The 20,171-nt window shown below is 73.0% G+C and carries 16 protein-coding genes and 1 pseudogene; 10 read left to right on the forward strand and 7 right to left on the reverse strand.

Translation table 11 applies throughout. From position 1 onward, the window contains the following. Nucleotides 1-278 precede the first annotated feature (278 nt). Complete coding sequence (locus tag ACFYY6_RS11520; RefSeq protein ID WP_389192818.1) at nucleotides 279-2,669, forward strand: M9 family metallopeptidase; 2,391 nt, start codon at nucleotides 279-281, stop codon at nucleotides 2,667-2,669. Between the two features lie 75 nt (nucleotides 2,670-2,744). On the opposite strand, the gene ACFYY6_RS11525 is transcribed toward ACFYY6_RS11520, so the two are convergent. Together ACFYY6_RS11525 and ACFYY6_RS11530 are read right to left on the reverse strand one after the other, a co-directional pair. Then, on the reverse strand, nucleotides 2,745-3,134 hold the full coding sequence (locus ACFYY6_RS11525; protein WP_351628740.1) for a barstar family protein: 390 nt from the start codon (nucleotides 3,132-3,134) through the stop codon (nucleotides 2,745-2,747). Between the two features lie 109 nt (nucleotides 3,135-3,243). Next, nucleotides 3,244-3,636, reverse strand: coding sequence for a ribonuclease domain-containing protein (locus tag ACFYY6_RS11530; protein ID WP_351524446.1), 393 nt, complete (start codon nucleotides 3,634-3,636; stop codon nucleotides 3,244-3,246). A gap of 334 nt (nucleotides 3,637-3,970) precedes the next feature. Here ACFYY6_RS11530 and ACFYY6_RS11535 point away from each other — a divergent pair, with 334 nt between their 5' ends. Continuing rightward, a complete protein-coding gene (locus ACFYY6_RS11535) occupies nucleotides 3,971-4,345 on the forward strand; it encodes an ATP-binding protein (protein WP_389192895.1) in 375 nt (124 codons plus the stop codon). 45 nt (nucleotides 4,346-4,390) lie between these two features. Here ACFYY6_RS11535 and ACFYY6_RS11540 read toward each other — a convergent pair whose 3' ends face one another. Further along, a complete protein-coding gene (locus tag ACFYY6_RS11540; RefSeq protein WP_351524447.1) occupies nucleotides 4,391-5,461 on the reverse strand; it encodes a DUF2637 domain-containing protein in 1,071 nt (356 codons plus the stop codon). Nucleotides 5,462-5,652: 191 nt separating this feature from the next. After that, nucleotides 5,653-6,501, reverse strand: a complete 849-nt coding sequence (locus ACFYY6_RS11545) for a (2Fe-2S)-binding protein (RefSeq protein WP_389192821.1) — start codon at nucleotides 6,499-6,501, stop codon at nucleotides 5,653-5,655. A gap of 143 nt (nucleotides 6,502-6,644) precedes the next feature. Between ACFYY6_RS11545 and ACFYY6_RS11550 the strand changes: the two genes are divergently transcribed. Further along, nucleotides 6,645-7,487, forward strand: a complete 843-nt coding sequence (locus tag ACFYY6_RS11550; RefSeq protein WP_386608951.1) for a GntR family transcriptional regulator — start codon at nucleotides 6,645-6,647, stop codon at nucleotides 7,485-7,487. A 166-nt stretch (nucleotides 7,488-7,653) separates the two neighbouring features. Here ACFYY6_RS11550 and ACFYY6_RS11555 read toward each other — a convergent pair whose 3' ends face one another. Further along, entirely contained in the window at nucleotides 7,654-8,439 is a 786-nt protein-coding gene (locus ACFYY6_RS11555; protein ID WP_351523763.1) for a hypothetical protein, read from the reverse strand. A gap of 164 nt (nucleotides 8,440-8,603) precedes the next feature. Then, nucleotides 8,604-10,337 (reverse strand): PucR family transcriptional regulator, encoded by a 1,734-nt coding sequence (locus tag ACFYY6_RS11560; RefSeq protein ID WP_389192824.1) that lies wholly within the window; start codon nucleotides 10,335-10,337, stop codon nucleotides 8,604-8,606. Between the two features lie 302 nt (nucleotides 10,338-10,639). Between ACFYY6_RS11560 and ACFYY6_RS11565 the strand changes: the two genes are divergently transcribed. The 6 genes and pseudogenes from ACFYY6_RS11565 to ACFYY6_RS11590 all read left to right on the forward strand — a co-directional run. After that, entirely contained in the window at nucleotides 10,640-11,530 is an 891-nt protein-coding gene (locus ACFYY6_RS11565) for a xanthine dehydrogenase family protein subunit M (protein WP_360104601.1), read from the forward strand. Nucleotides 11,531-11,532: 2 nt separating this feature from the next. Further along, the gene (locus ACFYY6_RS11570) at nucleotides 11,533-12,105 is read left to right on the forward strand and encodes a (2Fe-2S)-binding protein (protein ID WP_351523758.1); all 573 of its coding nucleotides are present in this window, start codon (nucleotides 11,533-11,535) and stop codon (nucleotides 12,103-12,105) included. A 2-nt stretch (nucleotides 12,106-12,107) separates the two neighbouring features. After that, nucleotides 12,108-14,492, forward strand: coding sequence for a molybdopterin cofactor-binding domain-containing protein (locus ACFYY6_RS11575; protein ID WP_351523756.1), 2,385 nt, complete (start codon nucleotides 12,108-12,110; stop codon nucleotides 14,490-14,492). Nucleotides 14,493-14,833: 341 nt separating this feature from the next. Next, entirely contained in the window at nucleotides 14,834-15,985 is a 1,152-nt protein-coding gene (locus ACFYY6_RS11580) for an XdhC/CoxI family protein (RefSeq protein WP_351523754.1), read from the forward strand. A gap of 136 nt (nucleotides 15,986-16,121) precedes the next feature. Next, nucleotides 16,122-16,307: a hypothetical protein gene (locus ACFYY6_RS11585; RefSeq protein WP_351523752.1), complete on the forward strand. Its 186-nt coding sequence runs from the start codon at nucleotides 16,122-16,124 to the stop codon at nucleotides 16,305-16,307. Continuing rightward, nucleotides 16,300-17,423, forward strand: a pseudogene (locus tag ACFYY6_RS11590) (urease subunit alpha); the annotation flags it as partial. The gene ACFYY6_RS11585 and the pseudogene ACFYY6_RS11590, both read left to right, overlap by 8 nt. Nucleotides 17,424-17,883: 460 nt before the next feature. On the opposite strand, the gene ACFYY6_RS11595 reads toward ACFYY6_RS11590, so the two are convergent. Continuing rightward, complete coding sequence (locus ACFYY6_RS11595) at nucleotides 17,884-19,167, reverse strand: MFS transporter (protein ID WP_389192828.1); 1,284 nt, start codon at nucleotides 19,165-19,167, stop codon at nucleotides 17,884-17,886. A 256-nt stretch (nucleotides 19,168-19,423) separates the two neighbouring features. Between ACFYY6_RS11595 and ACFYY6_RS11600 the strand changes: the two genes are divergently transcribed. After that, complete coding sequence (locus ACFYY6_RS11600; protein WP_389192831.1) at nucleotides 19,424-20,092, forward strand: class I SAM-dependent methyltransferase; 669 nt, start codon at nucleotides 19,424-19,426, stop codon at nucleotides 20,090-20,092. The last annotated feature ends 79 nt before the right edge of the window (nucleotides 20,093-20,171 follow it).

A 20,171-nucleotide genomic window follows, 5' to 3' on the forward strand; every position in this document is an offset into this window, starting at 1 on the left:
GTCCAGGAGGCGGGGTGCGGGATCCGGCCCGGACGACTGCTCCTCGGTGAGGCGTCCGGCGGCGACCGGTGCGTACCGACGGTCGAGCGAAGTCCCTCGCACGAGCCGCGAGTTGTTCTGAAGAGCAATGTGCGCGAGAGGGGTTCCTAAGGACATGTGACATGTGCCATTGTACAGCCCGCGAAGGAAGTGGGTGTGCTCATGCCATCCCCCGTCCGCTTCCTCGCGTCCCCCCACCCGCGCAGTCGCGCGGTTGACACACCGCTGGGAGGCGGCACGTGAAGAACCGAACGGTTCGACAACGATTCACTGGATTGTCCACTGCGGTCCTGGCAGCATGCCTGGGCCTGGGCCTGCTCTCCGCGCCGAGCCAGGCCGTCGAGCAGCGCTCGACCGTATCGTCGGCGACCGGTCGCGCCCAGGCCGGCGACGCCGGTCCGGTCCGTACGGGCGGCGGGCCTGCCGCGAGGCCCGTCGGCCCCTCGGCCGAGGCGCCGACCGCACCTGCGGACGACGCCGACCACTTCGGCCGCAAGGCCCTCAAGGCCGCCGACCGCCCGCCGTTGTCCGCATCCAAGGACGCACTGCGGCGGGACTACGACGACCCCGGAGCGACGCTCCCGAGCCACCCGGCGCCGTCGATGAAGGCCGACTCCAAGGCCAAGGCCGGATCCAAGGCCCGGACCGCGGCCGAGTGCAACGTCAGCGACTTCACCAGCCGCACCGGAAGCGACCTGGTCCAGCAGATCAAGTCGTCGACGACCGACTGCGTCAACACGCTGTTCCGCGTCAAGGGCAACGACGGCAATCTGGCCTTCCGTGAGGCGCAGATGGTCACCGTCGCCAATGCCATGCGCGAGGGATCGGCCGCCTACCCCGGCGACAGCAGTACCGGCATGCCCCAGCTGGTCCTCTATCTCCGAGCCGGGTACTACGTGCAGTTCTACGACCCCGACACGGTGGGCAGCTACGGGCCGGAACTGCGTACGGCCATCCAGGGCGCGCTCGACGCGTTCTTCGCCTCCTCGCACGCCTTCGACGTCACCGACGCCAACGGGCAGACCCTGTCCGAGGCCGTCATATTGATCGACAGCGCCGTGGAGAACGCCCGCTACCTGTCCGTCGTCAAGCGGCTGCTGGCCGACTACGACTCCTCGTACAACGAGTTCTGGTACATGGTCAACGCCGTGAACAGCGTGTACACGGTGTTCTTCCGCGGTCACCAGGTGCCGGAGTTCATCGCCGCGGTGGAGGCCGACCCCAGCGTGCTGGAGGCCCTCAGCGACTTCGCGTCGCGCCATCTCGACCTGCTGGGCACCAAGCAGTCGTTCCTCGCTTCCAACGCGGGACTTGAGCTCGGTCGCTTCCTCAAGGAAGACTCCCTGCGCCCCAAGGCGAGCCCGTTGGCCGCCGGACTGCTCGGCAAGAGTTCCATCACCGGACCCACCGCCCCGCTCTGGGTCGCCGTGGCGCAGATGGTCGAGGCCTACGACAAGGCGAACTGCTCGTATTACGGCACCTGTGACCTCGCGGAGCGTCTCGAGAAGGCCGTCCTGCCGGTGAAGCACACCTGCAGCGACAGCATCACCATCCGGGCGCAGGACATGGCCGCGGAGGAACTCGAGGCCAGCTGTACCAGCCTGCGCAACCAGGACGCCTACTTCCACGAGGTGGCCCGGGACAACGGCCCGGTCGCCGACGACAACAACAAGACCATCGAGGTCGTGGTCTTCGACTCCAGCACCGACTACCAGACCTACGCCGGCGCGATCTACGGCATCAACACGAACAACGGCGGCATGTACCTGGAAGGCGACCCCGCCGCGGAAGGCAATCAGCCCCGGTTCATCGCCTACGAGGCCGAGTGGGTCCGCCCCGACTTCCAGATCTGGAACCTGAACCACGAGTACACGCACTACCTCGACGGCCGCTTCAACATGCACGGCGACTTCGAGGACGGACTGACCACGCCGACCGTCTGGTGGGTCGAGGGCTTCGCGGAGTACGTCTCCTACTCGTACCGCAAGGTCAACTACGACGACGCCGCCACCCAGGCCGCGAACCACACCTACACCCTGCGGACCCTGTTCGACACCACCTACGAGAACGCCGACCAGACCCGAGTCTACAACTGGGGCTATCTGGCCGTCCGTTACATGCTGGAGTCCCACCGCGCGGACATCGACACGCTCCTCGGCCTCTACCGCAAGGGTGACTGGGACGGTGGCCGCACCCTGCTCACATCGACCATCGGCGACCGTTACGAAGCCGACTGGAACACTTGGCTGACCGCCTGCGCGGCCGGCAGCTGCGGCGGCGGCACGCCCACCGAGCCCGGGGGCGAGTGCGCCGGGAAGGACACCAGGGAGCTGGGCAAGGACTGCAAGCGCAGCGGGCTGAAGGCGGTCAAGGACGACTACGCCTATCTGTACGTACGCATCCCGGCGGGCACCGCTCAGCTGCAGATCACCGTGACCGGCGGCACGGGCGACGCCGACCTCTACTACAACGCGGACAAGTGGGCGACCACCACCGCCTACACCAGCCGGGCCGTCGGCGCCGGGAACGAGCACACGCTGACCATCGACCACCCGGAAGCCGGAGACCGCTTCATCAGCCTGCACGCCGTTGAGGGATTCGACGGTGTGACCGTCTCCACCAAGTACTGAGACCTTCGGACACAGGACAATGGCCTGCCCGCAGAGGGATTCCCCTCCGCGGGCAGGCCGGCCGTCGCCGTCGGTTCACAGCAGTCTGAGCGCGCCGGGCCGCGTCCCGGCCGTGAGGACGTCCACGAGCAGGTCGAACAGGGTCGGCCCCCGCCCGGCCAGCGCGTCGTCGAGCCGGCGCCGCACCTCGGCCCGGTTGCTCTCGTGCACGCGTGCGAGGCTCTCCCGCAGGTAACGGGCCGTCTCCTCGTGGCCCAGGGCCTGCGCCGACCGTTCGTGGTCCCGCCATTCGATGACGAAGTCCCCGTCCTCCGGAGTGCCCATCCCGCCGCCCAGACAGTCCGCCAGGGCGTCGAAGTTGCGGCCGAAGTATCCGCCGGGGCCGTTCACGGCCTCGCCGATGACGGTCCAGAACCGCTCCAGGCCGGTGACCCGGGAGCCGTCGATCACATAGGTCACGGTCATGACCGGAGGCTACAGGTCCGAGGGCCGGGAGCGGGCCGGGCCGCCCGTGCGGACGGCGATCCGCGCCGCAGGTGGGGGGCTACGGCGCGGATCGGTTCGGGGCCGGGCTTCAGCAGCCGCGGTCGATCAGGTCGAAGGTGGCGTAGTGGTCGCTGGTGTAGTAGTCCTCCCGCACCCGATCGCCCGTGACGACGCGTCGCGCGCCGCGGGTCGGGGAGCCGGGGGTGATGACCGTGTACTCGTGGTAGTAGCCGGTGCTCTGCTTGGGCAGGACGCCTTCACGGTTCTGGAATACGGAACCGTCCTGCGAGTACGGGAAGGGCCCGCCCGCCGCGATCAGGCGGAGGGTGTCGTGCGCCTGGGTCGGCAGATCCGAGTAGCAGATGCTGCCGACCGAGGCGGGGGCGGCGGTGGCGGCCGTGACGACGGGGCCGCCGACGAGGAGCGCGGACACGAGGGCGGCGGCGCCGCCGAGTGTGGTGATCCGTGGGGGGATTCTCATGCCCTCCATGATGACGCGCGTAGACATGGACTCGTCAACGCCGATCCATGGGAATTCTGTGGAAGTTCACCGCAGGGTCGGAAAGACGACGCCGATGTGCACCCGAGGGCTCGGATTGCTCGTGCGCGCATTCACATAGGGGTGGTCCTACAAGCGTGACGGTCCTCCCCGGGGGCATGCATCCCCGTGACCGTGTTCCGAGAAGGAGTCCGACGAGACGACGAAAAGGGGGCGATTCACTGTGCGCGCGGGGGAGAAGACGCAGCGTCAGGAAGAGGCCGGTCCGAAGAGCGAGGGGGTGGGGCCGCGACGGGAGGCGTGGGGGCCGGCCCGGATGCGGAGACGGCTGGCACACACCGAACTGGCGGCCGTGAGCGAAGTCCGTCGCGCGCTGCGGGAGCTGCTCCGCCACCGCTGGCGGGCCGAGCCGGCCGAAGCGGCGGAGCTCCTGCTCAGCGAGCTGGTGACCAACGCGCTGATCCACACGAGGCACGGGGCCGTCGTCACGGCGAGCGTGGGTCCCGCCGGACTCCGGGTGGAAGTGCGGGACTTCGGGCCGTTGCCGTCCCCGCCGTACGTACCGGACGCCGACGACGGTACGCACGGCCGGGGGCTGATTCTGGTCCGGAGTCTCGCGGACGCCTGGGGAATCGACGCACGAGCCCTGGGCAAGGTCGTCTGGTTCGAGCTGGACGGCGAGAGGCCCTGAGAGCCCGGAAGCAACCGGGCCGTCAGGGCCTCTCGCGACGGAGCGTCAGCCGAACTGCTGCTCCAGATCCTTCAGTTTCCGCTCCAGCGAGTCGAGCCGGGGCAGCGCCTGGGTGTCGTCCTCGGCGGTGAGGTCGACGGTGACCGGCTCACCCGCCTTCCGGTCCTGGTCGCTCCGGGGCGCCCCCGTGACGGCCTGCAGGGACGGCCGCAAGGGCAGCTGTCCTTGTTCCGGTATCACCGGCTCCGCCGTCGATGGGGCGGCTCCGGTCGTAGGAGGGAGCTGCTGGACCTCCACCTGGGTGCCGCCCCGGCCGAGTCGGCCCCAGGCCCGGTGCTGCCGGTTCAGTGCCTTGATGTGGGCCCGGTCCAGCTTGGCCTGTTCCTTCCTGCGGAGGCGTTCCTGCTCCTTCTCCCGCCGGTCCTCGCGTACCTCCTCGACCGCTTCGTCCAGTGTGCGCACGCCCTCGAGCAGCATCAGCGACCAGGCGCCGAAGGTCTCCCGGGGGGCACGCAGCCACCGCACGATCCGGATCTGCGGCAGCGGGCGGGGCACCAGGCCCTGCTCACGCAGCGCGGCCCGGCGGGTCTGCTTCAGCGCGCGGTCGAAGAGCACGGCCGCCGAGAGCGACATCCCCGCGAAGAACTGCGGGGCGCCCGCGTGGTCCACACCCCGGGGGGCGTGCACCCAGTTGAACCAGGCCGCGGCACCGGCGAACAGCCACACGAGCAGTCGCGAACCGAGCGCCGCGTCACCGTGGCTGGCCTCGCGCACGGCGAGGACGGAACAGAACATCGCGGCCCCGTCGAGGCCGAACGGAACGAGGTACTCCCAGCCCCCGGAGAGGCCGAGGTTCTGCTTGCCGAAGCCCACGAGCCCATGGAAGGAGAGGGCGGCGGCGACGGCCGCGCAGCAGAAGAGCAGGACGTACGAGGCGATGGCGTACACCGCCTCCTTGCGCCTGCGGCGCTCCTCGCTGCGCTCCCAGCTGTCGTCGGCGGCGGACTTGTCGGCGGCGCGCTTGCCGCGTACGACCACCGCCACCGCCGCCAGGACTCCCACGAGCAGCACGGCGCCCGGAAGCAGCCAATTCAGCGATATGTCGGTCAGTCTCATGCGCGGTCCCTTGCGTCACGTAGGGCATTTCGGGCGCCATGATTGCCGAAACCTCATCACACACAGGGGGTTTCGGGACAAGAGAACGCCATTGGGTTGGCAGCGCATACGGATAGCCGGGATCTGGTCGAATACCCGTACACGGCCAGTGAACTGCGTTCGAATACTACTACCCGTTCGAGGGGTGTCGTTCAGTGAGTGGGCGTCAGTTTCCGTACCCGCTCCGCGTCACAGGTGCGGGGGCAGGTGACACAGGTGTCCTCGGGGCGCAGGGTGTAGAAGAGGCAGCAGCTCACCCGGTCCCGGGTGGGGAGCGGTTCGCCGTTCGGCCCGGTCAGTTCACGGAAGCCCGGCGTGCCCACGTACGGCTTCTCGGTGCCCGGCAGCAGCGCCTCCAGCTCGGTCATCGCGCGCCGCTCCTCGCCGAGCAGCGAGGCGATGTACCAGAGCCCCTCGACGACCTCGTCCGTCGCCATGCCCCACAGCGCCCGGCTGCCGCGCCGCATCCGCGGCCGGAAACCGTCCAGCACCGGGCCGATGTGCTCGGCCACGGCGGCGAGGACCTCGGCCCGCAGTGCCGCCTCGTCCGGGACTGGCCGGGCGCCCGGCAGTACGGCTGCCGGATCGTCCGGGAGGCAGGCGAATTCCGTGACGCGGACGGTCATGCGGCCCACTGCCCGCTGGAACGCCACGTCCTCGACGGGGATCCGGGGCACTCGGCGGTGCAGGAACCACGGCACCGTCACCAGCAGGCAGGCGGGCCAGGCATAGCGGTGCAGCCCGAAACCGGCGACCACGTCCGGACGCGGCTGCTGCCCGTAGTCCCGCACCATCTGCGCGTGGTCCCAGGAGAGGAAGAGGTCGAGCGCGTCGCCGCCCGCCGCGAGCTCGTCCGCGCGCACCCAGCCGTCGCCCCGGGGCATGTCCTCGCCGTCCGGCAGCACGTCCGCGCGCAGCCCGGGGAAGGCCTCGGCCAGGCGCGTGTACGCGTCCGCCACGGCGGACGCGGAGGTGCCGGAACACAGGGCGGGGAGTGTCATGCGGGACCGCCGAATCACGATGTTTGCAGGTAAGGCTTACCTTACCCGAGTCGATCGAGGTGTGAACTGTCACCCGTTCCGCCTATCGTGCACGGGGGCATGGCGCACGCGAGCCGCGCCCACGGCAGGCCGAGGAGGTCCGGGTGGAGCAGGTCAGAGCGTGTGGACAGGCGCGTCCGCCGTCCGTGCCCGCCTCCGTACCCGCGCGGGTGCCCGGGCAGGCGCGGGGGGAGCAGTCACGCCCCGACCGCGTGCCGGACCAGGCGCGCGGCGAGCACACCCATGCCGAGCCGGCCCGGTCGTCCGCATCGTCCGTCCCGCCCGCTCCGTCCGTCCCGGCCGCCGCACCGCCCCCGCGTCCGGCGGTGCGGCGCCACTCGGTGCGCGGCCAGGTGCTGGAGGCACTGCGGGCCGCCCTGGCCGACGGTCAGCTGGTTCCGGGGGAGGTGTACTCCGCCCCGGCCCTCGGCGCCCGCTTCGGGGTCTCCGCGACCCCGGTGCGCGAGGCGATGCAGCGACTGGCCGTCGAGGGCGCCGTCGAGGTCGTGCCGAACCGCGGCTTCCGGGTGTCGCGGCGCGGCCCCCGCGAGCTCGCCCAACTGGCCGAGGTGCGGGCCCTGATAGAGGTCCCCGTCGTGCTGCGGCTGGCCCGGACCGTCCCGCCCGCCCGCTGGCGCGCCCTGCGCCCGCTCGCCGAGGCCACCGCGACCGCCGCCGCCGTGGGGGACCTAGCGGGCTACGCGGAGTCCGACCGGGCGTTCCACGGCGCGATCCTCGCGCTCTGCGACAACGAACAGCTGGTGATGGTCGCCGACGACCTGCACCGCCGTGCCCAGTGGCCGGCCGCGAACAACCCCGCCACCCGTCGCGCCGATCTCCTGGCCGACGCCGCCGAGCACGCCGCCCTGCTCGACGCGCTCATCGCCCAGGACCTCACCGCCGTGCAGTCGTTGGTGCGCGAGCACTTCACGGGAGCCGCGGGCTGAGCCGGGTACGGATGCGAACCGCCCCGGCCCGCTCGGGCCGGACCGCTGCGGACCTGAACCGTCCCGGCCCGTACGCCCCGCCCCCGGCCCGTGCCGTGCGGCCCGGACCGCCCGGGGCCCGGTGGGGCTGCCCGGGGCGGTTCGCGCGTGGACGGTGCCGCGCTGCTCAGTTCGCCTCGGCGGTCCTCGGGGACGGCGGGTCCAGATGCGGGGCCAGCCATGTCGGTACGCCTCCGAGCAGCCGGAACAGCCGGCCCGCCTCGGCGCGCAGCCGGGTCGCCGTCTCCGGCTCCGGCTCGGCGTCGGCGAGGGCAATGAGGGCCGGAGCCGTACCGATCAGGTAGCCCAACTCCTCCCGCAGCCGCAGGGACTCGGCGAAGCCGTGTCGCGCCTCCGCCGTCTCGCCCTCCCGCAGGGCGAGCAGTGCGAGATGGCGCCAGGTGGAGGAGAGCAGTAACGCGTCGTCCTGTGCGAGGGCACCGGCGTGGGCCCTGCGGTACGCGGCACGCGCCGCCTGGGGCGAGTCGGCGATGTTGTGGGCGATCAGGCCGCGGCGGAAGTCCAGCAGCGGGCGGCCCGGCGCGGTCGGGGAGAGGAGCGCGGCGGCGCGGCTCAGGGCGACACTGGCCTCGTCCGCCCGGTCCCGCACCCCCAGGAGCGTCGACGCGTACGCCAGGTGGCCGCGCTCGCAGGCGGCGGCGCCGCGCTCGGCGTCGTCGTGGGCGAGCGCCTCCGCGGTGCGCAGGGCGTCCTCGGCGTCGGTCCAGCCCTGCCCGGTGTACAGACAGCGCTCGGTCAGCAGCGCGGTCCGCTGGAGCGCCGCGGCCGGGTCGGTGGCGGCGTCGTCTTCGAGCAACGCGGCGGCGTCCGTCCAGCAGGCGCGTGACCGCAGCCGCCATACCGCGGTCTGGAGCGGCGGATCGTCATCTGCTGTCGTGCCGGAACCAGACATGGCGGTATGCGCCACATTGCCCTCCCCTAGCGCGCCATCGAGCAGTTGAGTCTGGGCGGCATCTCAGCACGGATGGGCACGCCGGGCCAAGAGGTCGTCGCGATGTCAGGTGAAAGATTTCACAAACCACCGCATCGGCCGACGGGCCCGGCAGGGGGCGGGAATCAGCTCATACGCAGGGCGAGGAAGAAGTCGAGCTTGTCCTCCAGGCGCGAGAGGTCACGCCCCGTCAACTGCTCGATTCGCCCGACCCGGTAGCGCAGTGTGTTGACGTGGAGGTGGAGCCGGGAGGCGCAGCGGGTCCACGAACCGTCGCAGTCCAGGAACGCCTCCAGCGTCGGGATCAGCTCCGCTCGGTGGCGCCGGTCGTAGTCGCGCAACGGGTCGAGCAACCGTGCGGTGAACGCGCGGCGCACGTCGTCCGGGACGAACGGCAGCAGCAGCACGTGCGAGGCCAGTTCGTGGTGCCCGGCGGCGCAGACCCGGCCCGGACGGGCCGCCGCCACCCGGCGCGCGTGCCGGGCCTCCTCCAGCGCCCCGCGCAGGCCCTCGGGCGAGTGCACGGCCGCGCTGACACCGAGGGTGAGCCGGCCGTCTTCGGCCAGGCCCGCGGAGAGGGGCTCGCGCACGGCCCCGAGCAGCACCTCGGCGTGCAGCGAGACGTCCTCGCCGACGGGCTCCGGGCCGCCGCCCGCGCCCTGGGCGGACCCGGACGGGGCGGGCAGGGGCACGAGGGCCACCGCCTCGTCGCCCGTGTCGGCGACGGCCGTTCGGTCGGCGGACTCGGCGCCGGTGACCGCGGGGTCGACCAGGATCTCCTCCAGCAGCGCCTGGGCGGTCGTGCCGCCCGTGACGGCGGTGCCGGCTCCGGGGCCCGCCGAGGGCCCGCCCCCCGCGCCGCCCCATTCGACCCGCGCCACCACGACCTGCCAACGCGGTGCCGCCCCCAGACCCGGCAGCAGCACCGGGGCGGCGACCCGCAGCCGGGCGGCGATCTCGGCGGGCGGCGCCCCCGTCTGGACCAGCTCCACGACTTCCTGGGCGAGCCTGCGGCGTACCGTGCGGGCCGCGTCGCGCCGGTCCCGTTCGACCGCGATCAGCTGGGTGACGCCCTGGAGCAGGTCCAGCCGGGCCGCGGGCCAGTCGCCCGGGTCCGCCTCGACCGCGAGCAGCCAGTCCGACAGCACCGAGGCGCGCACGTCCCCCGGGACCTCGGCCGTGCCCCGTCCGGTGTTCCGGATCGGGAAGAGGGCGTACGCGGTGCCGTCGACCACGGTCCGGTACGGGGCCCGTCGGCCGCCGCGGGCGGCGGCCATGTGGTGCCCGGCGAGCGCCGCGCCGACCGGCGCCGGCAGCGGGTCGTCACCGGCGCCCGCGATCTGCCGCCCGGTGGGGGAGAGCACCCAGGCGCGCAGGTCGAGGTCGGAACCGAGCAGATCGAGGACCACGTCCGGACCGCCGCCCGCCGGACCCGAGGTCATCAGCCTGCGGTGCCGCTCCACGACCGCGGCCAGATCGCCCGCGCGTTCGCCCGACACCTGGCGCACCACGTGCTCGGTGATCGTCGCGAATGCGACGGTCTCGTGGACGGCGAAGAGCGGCAGACGGTGCCGGGCGCAGGCGTCGACCAGATCGGCGGGGACGGCCCCCAGCTCCGCCTCGCCCGCCGCCAGCCCGGCGACCCCGGAGCGCACCAGGATGCGTACGAACGGTTCCGAGTCCGACGCGTCGCGACGCCAGGCCAGCCCCGTCAGGACCAGCTCGCCGCCCGACAGATAGCGGCTGGGGTCGCGCAGGTCCGTGGTCATCACACCGCGTACGGGCCGGTCCAGCTCGTCCTCGCCGCCGAGCAGTCGCAGGCCCAGCGCGTCGGTCTCCAGCAGTGCGCGCAGCCGCATCTCGTCGCCGCCGATCTCTTTCGTTGGTGAGGGTGAATTCCGGGTGAAACGGTGAGACCACCGCTCCCCGCCATTCGTTCGAATCTACAAGACGACGGGAACGGCCGGCCAACGCCTTCATGGTTTCGGTGACTGCACCGGGTGGAGCACCCCTTGTGTACTGGGGCCCGTGCCGCGATAACCACACAGGGACGATCCGACGACGACCGGCCGCCCCGCCCCGCGCCTCCGGCCCCGGCTTCCGCCCGCCCCCCGGCTCCCCGCCCGGCGGACGACGACCCCGATCGAGGAGAGAGCCGCCCATGGACTTCCTTCGCCCCGCCGACTGGGAGGAGGCGCTCGCCGCCAAGGCCGCGCACCCGACGGCCGTGCCCATCGCGGGCGGCACCGATGTGATGGTCGAGATCAACTTCGACCACCGGCGCCCCGAACACCTCATGGACCTGAACCGCGTCGACGAGCTGTCCGAGTGGGAGGTGGGCGAGGAGACCGTACGGCTCGGCGCGTCCGTGCCGTACAGCCGGATCATGGAGCACCTGCGCGACGAGCTGCCGGGCCTGGCGCTCGCCGCGCACACCGTCGCCTCCCCGCAGATCCGCAACCGCGGCGGCGTCGGCGGCAACCTGGGCACCGCCTCGCCCGCCGGGGACGCCCACCCGGCGCTGCTCGCCGCGGGCGCCGAGGTGGAGGCCGCGTCCGTGCGCGGGACCAGGATGATCCCGATCGACGCCTTCTACACCGGTGTCAAGCGCAACGCCCTCGCCCCGGACGAGCTGATCCGGGCCGTGCACGTCAAAAGGGCCGACGGGCCGCAGCAGTACTCCAAGGTCGGCACCCGCAACGCCATGGTCATCGCGGTCTGCGCCTTCGGGCTGGCCCTGCACCCCGGGTCCCGCACGGTCCGCACCGGCATCGGCTCGGCCGCACCCACGCCCGTCCGGGCAAAGGCGGCCGAGGAGTTCCTGAACGCCGCGCTCGACGAGGGCGGGTTCTGGGACAGCCGCACGCCCCTCACCCCGTCCCTCGTCCGGCGCTTCGCCGACCTCGCCGCCGGCGCCTGCAACCCGATCGACGATGTGCGGGGGACCGCGCGCTACCGCAGACACGCGGTCGGGGTCATGGCCCGCCGCACCCTCGGCTGGACCTGGGACTCGTACCGCGGCGACGGCCGCAGCAGCGAAGGAGCCGCCTGATCATGCGTGTCGCATTCACCGTCAACGGCCGCCGCCACGAGGCGGACGACGTCTGGGAGGGCGAGTCCCTGCTCCACGTCCTGCGGGAGCGGATGGGCCTGCCCGGTTCGAAGAACGCCTGCGAACAAGGCGAATGCGGGTCGTGCACGGTCCGCCTGGACGGGGTGCCGGTCTGCTCCTGCCTGGTCGCGGCGGGGCAGGCCGAGGGACGTGAGATCGTCACCGTGGAGGGCCTCGCCGACCTCTCCGCCCGGCGGTCCCCGGCGCCTGCCGACGGCGAAGGCGCCCCGCCCGACGAGATCCGGCGGACGCCCGGACCGGTCGGGCAGGAGCCCCGGGACGGCGGCGCACTCGCCCCGATCCAAAAGGCGTTCATTGATGCCGGGGCCGTCCAGTGCGGCTTCTGCACCCCCGGCCTGCTGGTCGCCGCCGACGCCCTGCTCGAACGCAGCCCCCGGCCGTCCGACGCGGACATCCGCGAGGCGCTCTCCGGGAACCTCTGCCGTTGCACCGGTTACGAGAAGATCATGGACGCGGTCCGCCTCGCGGCCGCCCGCGCGGAAGGGACGGTCTGACGATGGGCGTCACCGGCGATCCCACCGGCACCGACCAGGGCACCCGTACCCGGGGCGGCATCGGGGAGTCCACCCCGCGTCCCGACGGCGTCCTGAAGGTCACCGGGGAGTTCGCGTACTCCTCCGACATGTGGCACGAGGACATGCTTTGGGGCCACACCCTGCGTTCCACGCTCGCGCACGCCGAGATCGTCTCCATCGACATCGCGGAGGCGCTCGCCACACCCGGCGTCCACGCCGTGCTCACCCACGACGACCTGCCCGCGGCCGTCAAGAACTACGGGCTGGAGATCCAGGACACCCCGGCCCTGGCCCGCGGCAAGGTCCGCCACCACGGCGAACCCGTGGCCCTCGTCGCCGCCGACCACCCCGAGACGGCCCGCCGCGCCGCCGCGAGGATCAGGATCGACTACCGCGAACTGCCCGTCGTCACCGACGAGGCGTCCGCGCTCGCCCCCGGTGCCCCGCTCGTCCACGAGCACCGCACCGACCACCACGCCGGACACGTGCCGCACCCCAACATCGTCCACCGCCAGCCCGTCGTGCGCGGCGACGCGGAGGCGGCGGCGGCCCGCGCCGACGTCGTGGTCGGCGGGGAGTACGTCTTCGGCATGCAGGACCAGGCGTTCCTCGGGCCCGAGTCCGGGCTGGCCGTGCCCGCCGAGGACGGCGGTGTCGACCTCTACGTCGCCACCCAGTGGCTCCACGCCGACCGGCGCCAGATCGCCCCCGTCCTCGGCCTGCCCGAGGACAAGGTCCGCATGACGCTTTCCGGCGTCGGCGGCGCCTTCGGCGGACGCGAGGACCTGTCGATGCAGATCCACGCCTGCCTCCTCGCCCTGCGCACCGGCAGGCCCGTCAAGATGGTCTACAACCGCTTCGAGTCCTTCTTCGGACACGTCCACCGGCACCCCGCCAGACTCCGCTACGAGCACGGGGCCACCCGCGACGGCCGGCTGACCCACGTGAAGTGCCGCATCGTGCTGGACGGCGGGGCCTACGCCTCCTCCTCCCCGGCGGTCGTCGGCAACGCCGCCTCGCTCGGCGTCGGCCCGTACGTCGTCGACGACGTCGACATCGAGGCGGTCGCGCTCTACACCAACAACCCGCCGTGCGGGGCCATGCGCGGTTTCGGAGCCGTCCAGGCGTGCTTCGCCTACGAGGCCCAGATGGACAAGCTGGCCGCCGAACTCGGCATGGACCCGGTCGAGTTCCGGCGGATCAACGCCATGGAACAGGGCAGCGTCCTGCCCACCGGCCAGGTCGTCGACTCGCCCGCCCCCGTCGCCGAACTGCTGCGCCGCGTCAAGGCCAGACCGCTGCCGCCCGAGCGCCAGTGGGAGACTGCGGGCGAGCGGCCCGATGTACGGGCCCTGCCCGGCGGACTGTCCAACACCACCCACGGCGAAGGCGTCGTACGCGGGGTCGGCTACGCGGTCGGCATCAAGAACGTCGGCTTCTCCGAGGGCTTCGACGACTACTCCACCGCCCGGGTCCGTATCGAGGTCGTCGGCGGCGAACCCGTCGCGGTCGTGCACACCGCCATGGCGGAGGTCGGCCAGGGCGGCGTCACCGTCCACGCCCAGATCGCCCGCACCGAACTCGGCGTCGCCCGGGTCACCGTCCAGCCCGCCGACACCCGGGTCGGCTCGGCGGGTTCCACGTCCGCGTCCCGGCAGACGTACGTCACCGGGGGCGCCGTGAAACACGCCTGCGAGGCCGTCCGCGAGAAGGTCCTGGAGCTGGGCCGCCGCAGGTTCGGCCCGTACCACCCCGCCTGGGCCACCGCCGAACTGCTCCTGGAGGACGGCAAGGTCGTCACCGACGGCGGCGAGGTGCTGGCCGCCCTGGCGGACGTGCTGGAGGGCGAGAGCGTCGAGACCGAACTGGAGTGGCGCCACCGCCCCACCGAACCCTTCGACCTGCGCACCGGACAGGGCAACGGGCACGTCCAGTACTCCTTCGCCGCCCACCGCGCGGTCGTCGAGGTCGACACCGAACTCGGCCTGGTCAAGGTCGTCGAACTGGCCTGCGCCCAGGACGTCGGCAAGGCCCTCAACCCGCTGTCCGTCGAAGGACAGATCCAGGGCGGCACCACCCAGGGCCTGGGCATCGCGGTCATGGAGGAGATCGTCGTCGACCCCGTCACCGCGAAGGTGCGCAACCCGTCCTTCACGGACTACCTGATCCCCACCATCCTCGACACCCCGGCCATCCCCGTCGACGTGCTCGAACTCGCCGACGACCACGCCCCGTACGGGCTGCGCGGCGTCGGCGAGGCCCCCACCCTGTCGTCGACCCCGGCCGTCCTCGCGGCGATCCGGAACGCGACGGGACTGGAGCTCGACCGGACGCCGGTGCGCCCCGAACACCTCACGGGCACCTGAGAGCCCGTCGGGTGATCCCCGACCGGGCGGCCACGCCCCGGTACGCACCCCTCCGGTGCCTCGGAGCCGCACGCACCATGCCGCGTCCGCTCTCCGGTGGGAGGTCGCCCGACAGTCCCCGGGCCACCGCGGGCCCGGGGCGGGGCGCGGGCGGATCCGCTTCCGCCGCGGGGACGGGGACCGGAGTGTTCCCGTGTACTTCGCGCCCGGCCCGGACGAGAGTTGTCCCGGTGCCCGCGGCGCCGGCCGTACGCTTCCCCCGGCCCGCCGCGACACCGCCGCCGAGCGTCCTTCGAACTCCCGCGGCTCCTTCGTCCGCCCCGCAGCCAAGGAGAAAAGCCATGCTGGACATCGCCGAGGAACTGAGCCGGTGGGCCGTTCAGGGACGCGAATTCGCCGTCGCCACCGTCGTCGAGGTCGGCGGGAGCGCGCCCCGCATGCCGGGCGCGGCCCTCGCCGTCGACCGCGACGGCACGGCCATCGGATCGGTCTCCGGCGGGTGCGTGGAGGGCGCGGTGTACGAACTGTGCGAGCGGGCGCTGGGCGACGGCACGACCGTCCGCGAGCGCTTCGGCTACAGCGACGACGAGGCCTTCGCGGTCGGCCTGACCTGCGGCGGCGTCATCGACGTCCTGGTGACCCCGGTCCGCGCGGACGATCCCGCGCGGGCGGTGTTCGCCGCCGCTCTCGACGCCGCCGCGCGGGGGGAGGCGGCGGCCGTGGCCCGGATCGCCGACGGACCCGCGCAGCTCCTCGGCCGCCCCCTGCTCGTGCGCCCCGACGGTTCGTACGAGGGCGGACTCGGCGGGCACCCGGAGCTGGACCGCACGGCGGCGGCCGAGGCCCGCGCCATGCTGGACACCGGACGCACCGGCCCCCTCACCATCGGCGCCGAGGGGTCGCGCTGCGGGCAACCGCTCACCCTGCTCGTCGAGTCGAGCGTCCCGCCGCCCCGGATGATCGTCTTCGGTGCCGTCGACTTCGCCGCGGCCCTGGTACGGGCGGGCAAGTTCCTCGGGTACCACGTCACCGTCTGCGACGCCCGTCCCGTCTTCACCACGCGCGCCCGGTTCCCGGACGCCGACGAACTGGTCGTCGACTGGCCGCACCGCTACCTCGCGGCGACCGACGTCGACGCGCGCACGGTGCTGTGCGTCCTCACCCACGACCCGAAGTTCGACGTCCCGCTGCTCGAACGGGCGCTGCGGCTGCCGGTGGCGTACGTCGGGGCGATGGGCTCGCGCCGCACGCACAGGGAACGCAACGAACGGCTGCGCGCCGTCGGTGTCGGAGAAGGAGAACTGGCCAGGCTGCGTTCTCCGATCGGCCTCGACCTGGGTGCCCGCACCCCCGAGGAGACCGCGCTGTCGATCGCCGCCGAGATCGTCGCCGTCCTGCGCGGCGGCAGCGGCGTACCGCTCCGGGGCGCGCACACCCCGATCCACCGCGAGGAAGGCCCGCCGCCGTCCGACGTGATCACCTCCGTGGCCTGAACAGTGCTCCGATCCCGGTGGACGATGTCCGCGTTCCGGACGGCTCGGGGTGATCGCGGGCGGTTTGCCGCCACGGCGGCTTCACGCCACGTCCGAACGCAGCCATGGCCGTGCATTTGGCTATTGGATCTGCGGCATGACGAACACACCCTCATCCGCCGCCGGGTCCCCCGGCCGCTCCCGCGGGACGAGACCCGTCCGTACGGGCCGCAGGGCCCTGCTCATAGCCACCTCGGGGGCCCTGGTGAGCGGCGCGCTGCTCCCCGCGGCGGGCTCCGCCACCGCTGCCGCCCAGGACGGTCCGGCGCCCGCCGGCCGTTGACCGCGTCCCGCTCAACGTCATGCTGTTCGGCAAGGGATCGACCGTCGGCGCGGACGGCCTGCGCGAGGCGGCGCTCGGCGGCGCCGGTGGCTACAAGGTCCACGAGGACTGGGGCGCCTGAAGGCGGCCGACACCTACGGACTCCAGGTCGCCCTGCACGCCGACAGCCTCAACGAAGTCGGCTACGTCGAGGCCACCCTCGACGCCATCGCCGGGCGCGGCATCCACGTCTTCCACGCCGAGGGCGCCGGGGGCGGCCACGCCCCCGACATCATCACCGTCGCCTCCCACCCCCACATCCTCCCGGCGTCCACCAACCCGACGCTCCCGCACACCGTCAACACCGTCGCGGAACACCTCGACATGCTGATGGTCTGCCACCACCTCAATCCACGCGTCCCCGAGGACCTCGCCTTCGCCGAGTCCCGCATCCGCGCCACCACCATCGCCGCCGAGGACGTCCTGCACGACATCGGAGCCCTCTCCATCACCTCCTCCGACGCCCAGGCCATGGGCCGCATCGGCGAGGTGATCTGCCGCACCTGGCAGGTCGCCCACACCATGAAGCAGCGCTTCGGCGACCGCGGCGGCGAACTCCCCGCCGACAACGAACGCGCCCGCCGCTACGTCGCCAAATACACCATCTGCCCCGCCGTCGCCCACGGCATCGACCACGTCGTCGGCTCCGTCGAACCCGGCAAGCTCGCCGACCTGGTGCTCTGGGACCCCGCCTTCTTCGGCATCCGCCCCGCCGCCGTGATCAAGGGCGGCATGGTGGTGTACGCGCCCCTCGGCGACGCCAACGCCGCCATCCCCAGCACCCAGCCCGTGCTGCTGCGCCCCACCGCCGCCGCCGACGCCGCCCCGTACCTCTCGGTCAACTTCGTCGCGCCGGCCGCCCTGGAGGACGGTCTCGCCGAACGCCTCGGCCTGGAACGGGAACTGGTCGCCGTGCGGCCGACCCGCCACCTCACCAAGGCGGACCTGCCGAACAATACGGCGCTCCCTGGTATCGACGTCGACCCGGAGACCTTCGCCATCCGGATCGACGGGGAGCTCGTCGAACCCGCACCCGCCACCGAACTGCCGCTCGCCCAGCGGTACTCCCTGTTCTGATGGCGGCCCTCGCCGCCGGGGCGCGGATGCTCTGGCGGGACACCCTGGTCCTGGGGCGCTCCGGCGAGCCCGGCGGCAGCGTACGGTCTACCACCCGCGTCACCTGCGACGGCGACGAACTGCTCGTCGAGGAACTGGATCTGGCGGAGCGACGGGTACGCGAGCTGCCCGGCATCCTGGGGCCGAACCGCGTCATCGGCTCGGTCACCGCCCTCGGCGCCCGCCCCGACGGCCCGCCGCACCCGTACCGCACGGACTTCGCGGGCCCAGGAGCGCAGGTGCGGCTGCTGGACACCGCGGCCCCCGCGATCGAGGCGGAACTCGCGGCCGTCTGGGAGGACTGGTGCCGTCAGGTCCGGTCGTCGAAGTGCCGCCTGCCGTGCGGACCGGGCATCGCGCGGTTCGGCTCTCGCTCGAACGACGGCAGTTCGACGACAGGAGCCGGCACCGGGCCCGGCCTTCAGACGGGCGAAGCCCCGTCGGCGTCGGGAGCCGGTGCCGGTTCGGCGCGACCGCAGAAGGACGCGCCGCGCGCCACCACGGCCGCGCACACCAGCGCGGGTGCCGAGGCGATCGCGAAACAGGCCGGCGGTGGCAGCCGGTCCACCAGCAGGCCCATCGTCGCGCTGCCCAGCGCGGAGCCGGCGTTGATCGCCGTGTTGACCCATGCGCCCGCCCGGGTGCGCGCACCCGGGTCCACGGACTCGTCGGCCAGGAGATACGCCGTCGTCAGGGCCGGCGCGACGAAGACCCCGGCCACCGCGACCACCGCGACCAGCACCGGAACACCGGGGGAGAGACCGGCCACGACCAGGGCCGTGCCCAGACCGGCGACCAGGACCGGCAGCCGCATCCGGTTCGGGGCGCGCCAGGGGACCGCGCCGTATGCGAGCCCGCCGACCGCGCTGCCCGCCGACAGTGCCGCCAGCGCCCACGCCACCGAGCCACCGCGGTGGTGCTGCTCGGCGAACGCCACCACCAGCAGGTCCAACGCGCCCAGACACAGTCCCACGGCGGCGGCCGCGAGCACGGCGTGCCGCAGCCCGGCGCCCTTGAGCAGCGCCCGCCGCCCGCCGCCCACCCGGTCCGGCGCGGCGGCCGGCTGTGCCGCCGGTCCCGGGGCCGCGCCGCGCACCGCGGGGGAGGACACCAGCGCGCCCGTCCCCACCAGCACCAGCGCGGCGCTGATCGCGACGCCCGCCGCGGGGACGCTGTGCCGGATCACCACGCCCACCAGCAACGGCCCGGTGACGAACAGCAGTTCCTCGGCGACGCCGTCCAGACTGTACGCACGCCGCAACAGCTCCCGGTCCGGGACGAGACGGCTCCACAGGGTCCGCATCACCGGACCCAGCGGCGGCGTGCAGGCGCCCGCCGTCACGGCGAGCACCCCCAGCAGCGGCGAGGAGACGCCCGGCCGCCAGGTGGCGTACGCCAGGACGGCGAGCAGGACCGCGTACGCACCGGCCATCGGCGGCAGGGCCCGGCGTGGCCCGTACCGGTCGACCAACGCGGCACGGGCGGGGGAGAGAAGGACACTGGTGGCCCCGAACAGGGCCATGACCACCCCGGCCGCGGTGAAGGAACCGGTGGCGTCCTTCACCGCCAGCATCAGGGAGAGGGAGATCATCCCGTACGACAGCCGCCCCACGAGAGCGGCACCGAAGGCAGGGGCGGCGTGCGGGGCACGCAGGACGGCGGCGTACGAAGGGGCGCGCGAAGGCGCGGGTGAGAGCCGGAGCATGAGGACGTTCCTCGGGAGGGCGGCGCGCGCGACGGCGCCGCGGGCGTGCGGGGACACCGGAGGACCGCACCCGGTGGGACGGGGCGCGGCCGGTACGGGGTCCTACGCACGGGGGAGGAACATGCGTATCAACGTACCAGGAGCAGGGGCGCGCGGCGGCAGCGGTGCGCCGGCCCGTCGGGCGGACGTCCGGGCGCCGCCACCGGAACCCCGGACGGTTCGACGGACCGTCGGGGCGCCTCGTACCGTGCGGAGGATGACGACGCCGCTGCTCCGGATCATCCAGGCACTCGACCGCTTCAACGCCGCCCATCCCTGGGACCACAACGCGTACTTCCACCGATGGATCCTGCGGCAGCTCCCGAGCCGGTGCGACAGAGCCCTGGACGTCGGCTGCGGCAGCGGGGACCTGGCCCGGCTCCTGACGACCCGGGCGAGGAGGGTGCACGCCATCGACGCCGACCCGGACATCGTGGCCCGGGCCCGTGAACTCACCGGCCCCGACGCCCCGGTGACCTTCACCGTCGCCGAGGCGCCGGCCGGGATGCCGGCCGGCCCGTACGACGTGATCACGTGCGTCGCCGCCGTCCACCACCTTCCGTTCACCGACGCCCTCACCGGATTCCGGGAGCGTCTGGCGCCCGGCGGAACCCTGGTGGTGGTCGGCCTCGCCCGCGAGGAGACCGCGGTCGATCACCTGCTGGCTCTCGCCTCCAGTCCGCTGAACGCCGTCACGGGCTGGATCAGGAACAGGGGCCGCAGGACGCCGCGCCCCGTCTCGATGACCGCCGTGACCCGGCCTGCCGGGATGACGTTCCGCGAGATCCTTCACGGGGCGCGGGAGGTGCTGCCCGGCGCGAAGGCGAGGCGCAGGCTGTTCTGGCGGTACACGCTGGTGTGGCGCGACGGTTCCGGTGGGCGCTGACCGCGACGGGACACACACCCTCGCCCGTCCGGCCCCCGGCCCGTGTCCCGCCGCCATGACCGACGGCGCCCCCTCCGGT

The organism is Streptomyces sp. NPDC001750 (genome assembly GCF_042892615.1).
Classification (GTDB): Bacteria; Actinomycetota; Actinomycetes; order Streptomycetales; family Streptomycetaceae; genus Streptomyces.

Excerpts from the sequence above, each read along its gene's own strand:
- ACFYY6_RS11595 (WP_389192828.1), bottom strand. The coding sequence starts at position 19,167 with ATGCTCCGGCTCTCACCCGCGCCTTCGCGCGCCCCTTCGTACGCCGCC.
- ACFYY6_RS11525 (WP_351628740.1), bottom strand. The coding sequence starts at position 3,134 with ATGACCGTGACCTATGTGATCGACGGCTCCCGGGTCACCGGCCTGGAG.
- ACFYY6_RS11530 (WP_351524446.1), bottom strand. The coding sequence starts at position 3,636 with ATGAGAATCCCCCCACGGATCACCACACTCGGCGGCGCCGCCGCCCTC.
- ACFYY6_RS11555 (WP_351523763.1), bottom strand. The coding sequence starts at position 8,439 with ATGTCTGGTTCCGGCACGACAGCAGATGACGATCCGCCGCTCCAGACC.
- ACFYY6_RS11535 (WP_389192895.1), top strand. The coding sequence starts at position 3,971 with ATGCGGAGACGGCTGGCACACACCGAACTGGCGGCCGTGAGCGAAGTC.
- ACFYY6_RS11560 (WP_389192824.1), bottom strand. The coding sequence starts at position 10,337 with ATGCGGCTGCGCGCACTGCTGGAGACCGACGCGCTGGGCCTGCGACTG.
- ACFYY6_RS11570 (WP_351523758.1), top strand. The coding sequence starts at position 11,533 with ATGCGTGTCGCATTCACCGTCAACGGCCGCCGCCACGAGGCGGACGAC.
- ACFYY6_RS11545 (WP_389192821.1), bottom strand. The coding sequence starts at position 6,501 with ATGACACTCCCCGCCCTGTGTTCCGGCACCTCCGCGTCCGCCGTGGCG.
- ACFYY6_RS11600 (WP_389192831.1), top strand. The coding sequence starts at position 19,424 with ATGACGACGCCGCTGCTCCGGATCATCCAGGCACTCGACCGCTTCAAC.
- ACFYY6_RS11565 (WP_360104601.1), top strand. The coding sequence starts at position 10,640 with ATGGACTTCCTTCGCCCCGCCGACTGGGAGGAGGCGCTCGCCGCCAAG.
- ACFYY6_RS11575 (WP_351523756.1), top strand. The coding sequence starts at position 12,108 with ATGGGCGTCACCGGCGATCCCACCGGCACCGACCAGGGCACCCGTACC.
- ACFYY6_RS11580 (WP_351523754.1), top strand. The coding sequence starts at position 14,834 with ATGCTGGACATCGCCGAGGAACTGAGCCGGTGGGCCGTTCAGGGACGC.
- ACFYY6_RS11540 (WP_351524447.1), bottom strand. The coding sequence starts at position 5,461 with ATGAGACTGACCGACATATCGCTGAATTGGCTGCTTCCGGGCGCCGTG.
- ACFYY6_RS11585 (WP_351523752.1), top strand. The coding sequence starts at position 16,122 with ATGACGAACACACCCTCATCCGCCGCCGGGTCCCCCGGCCGCTCCCGC.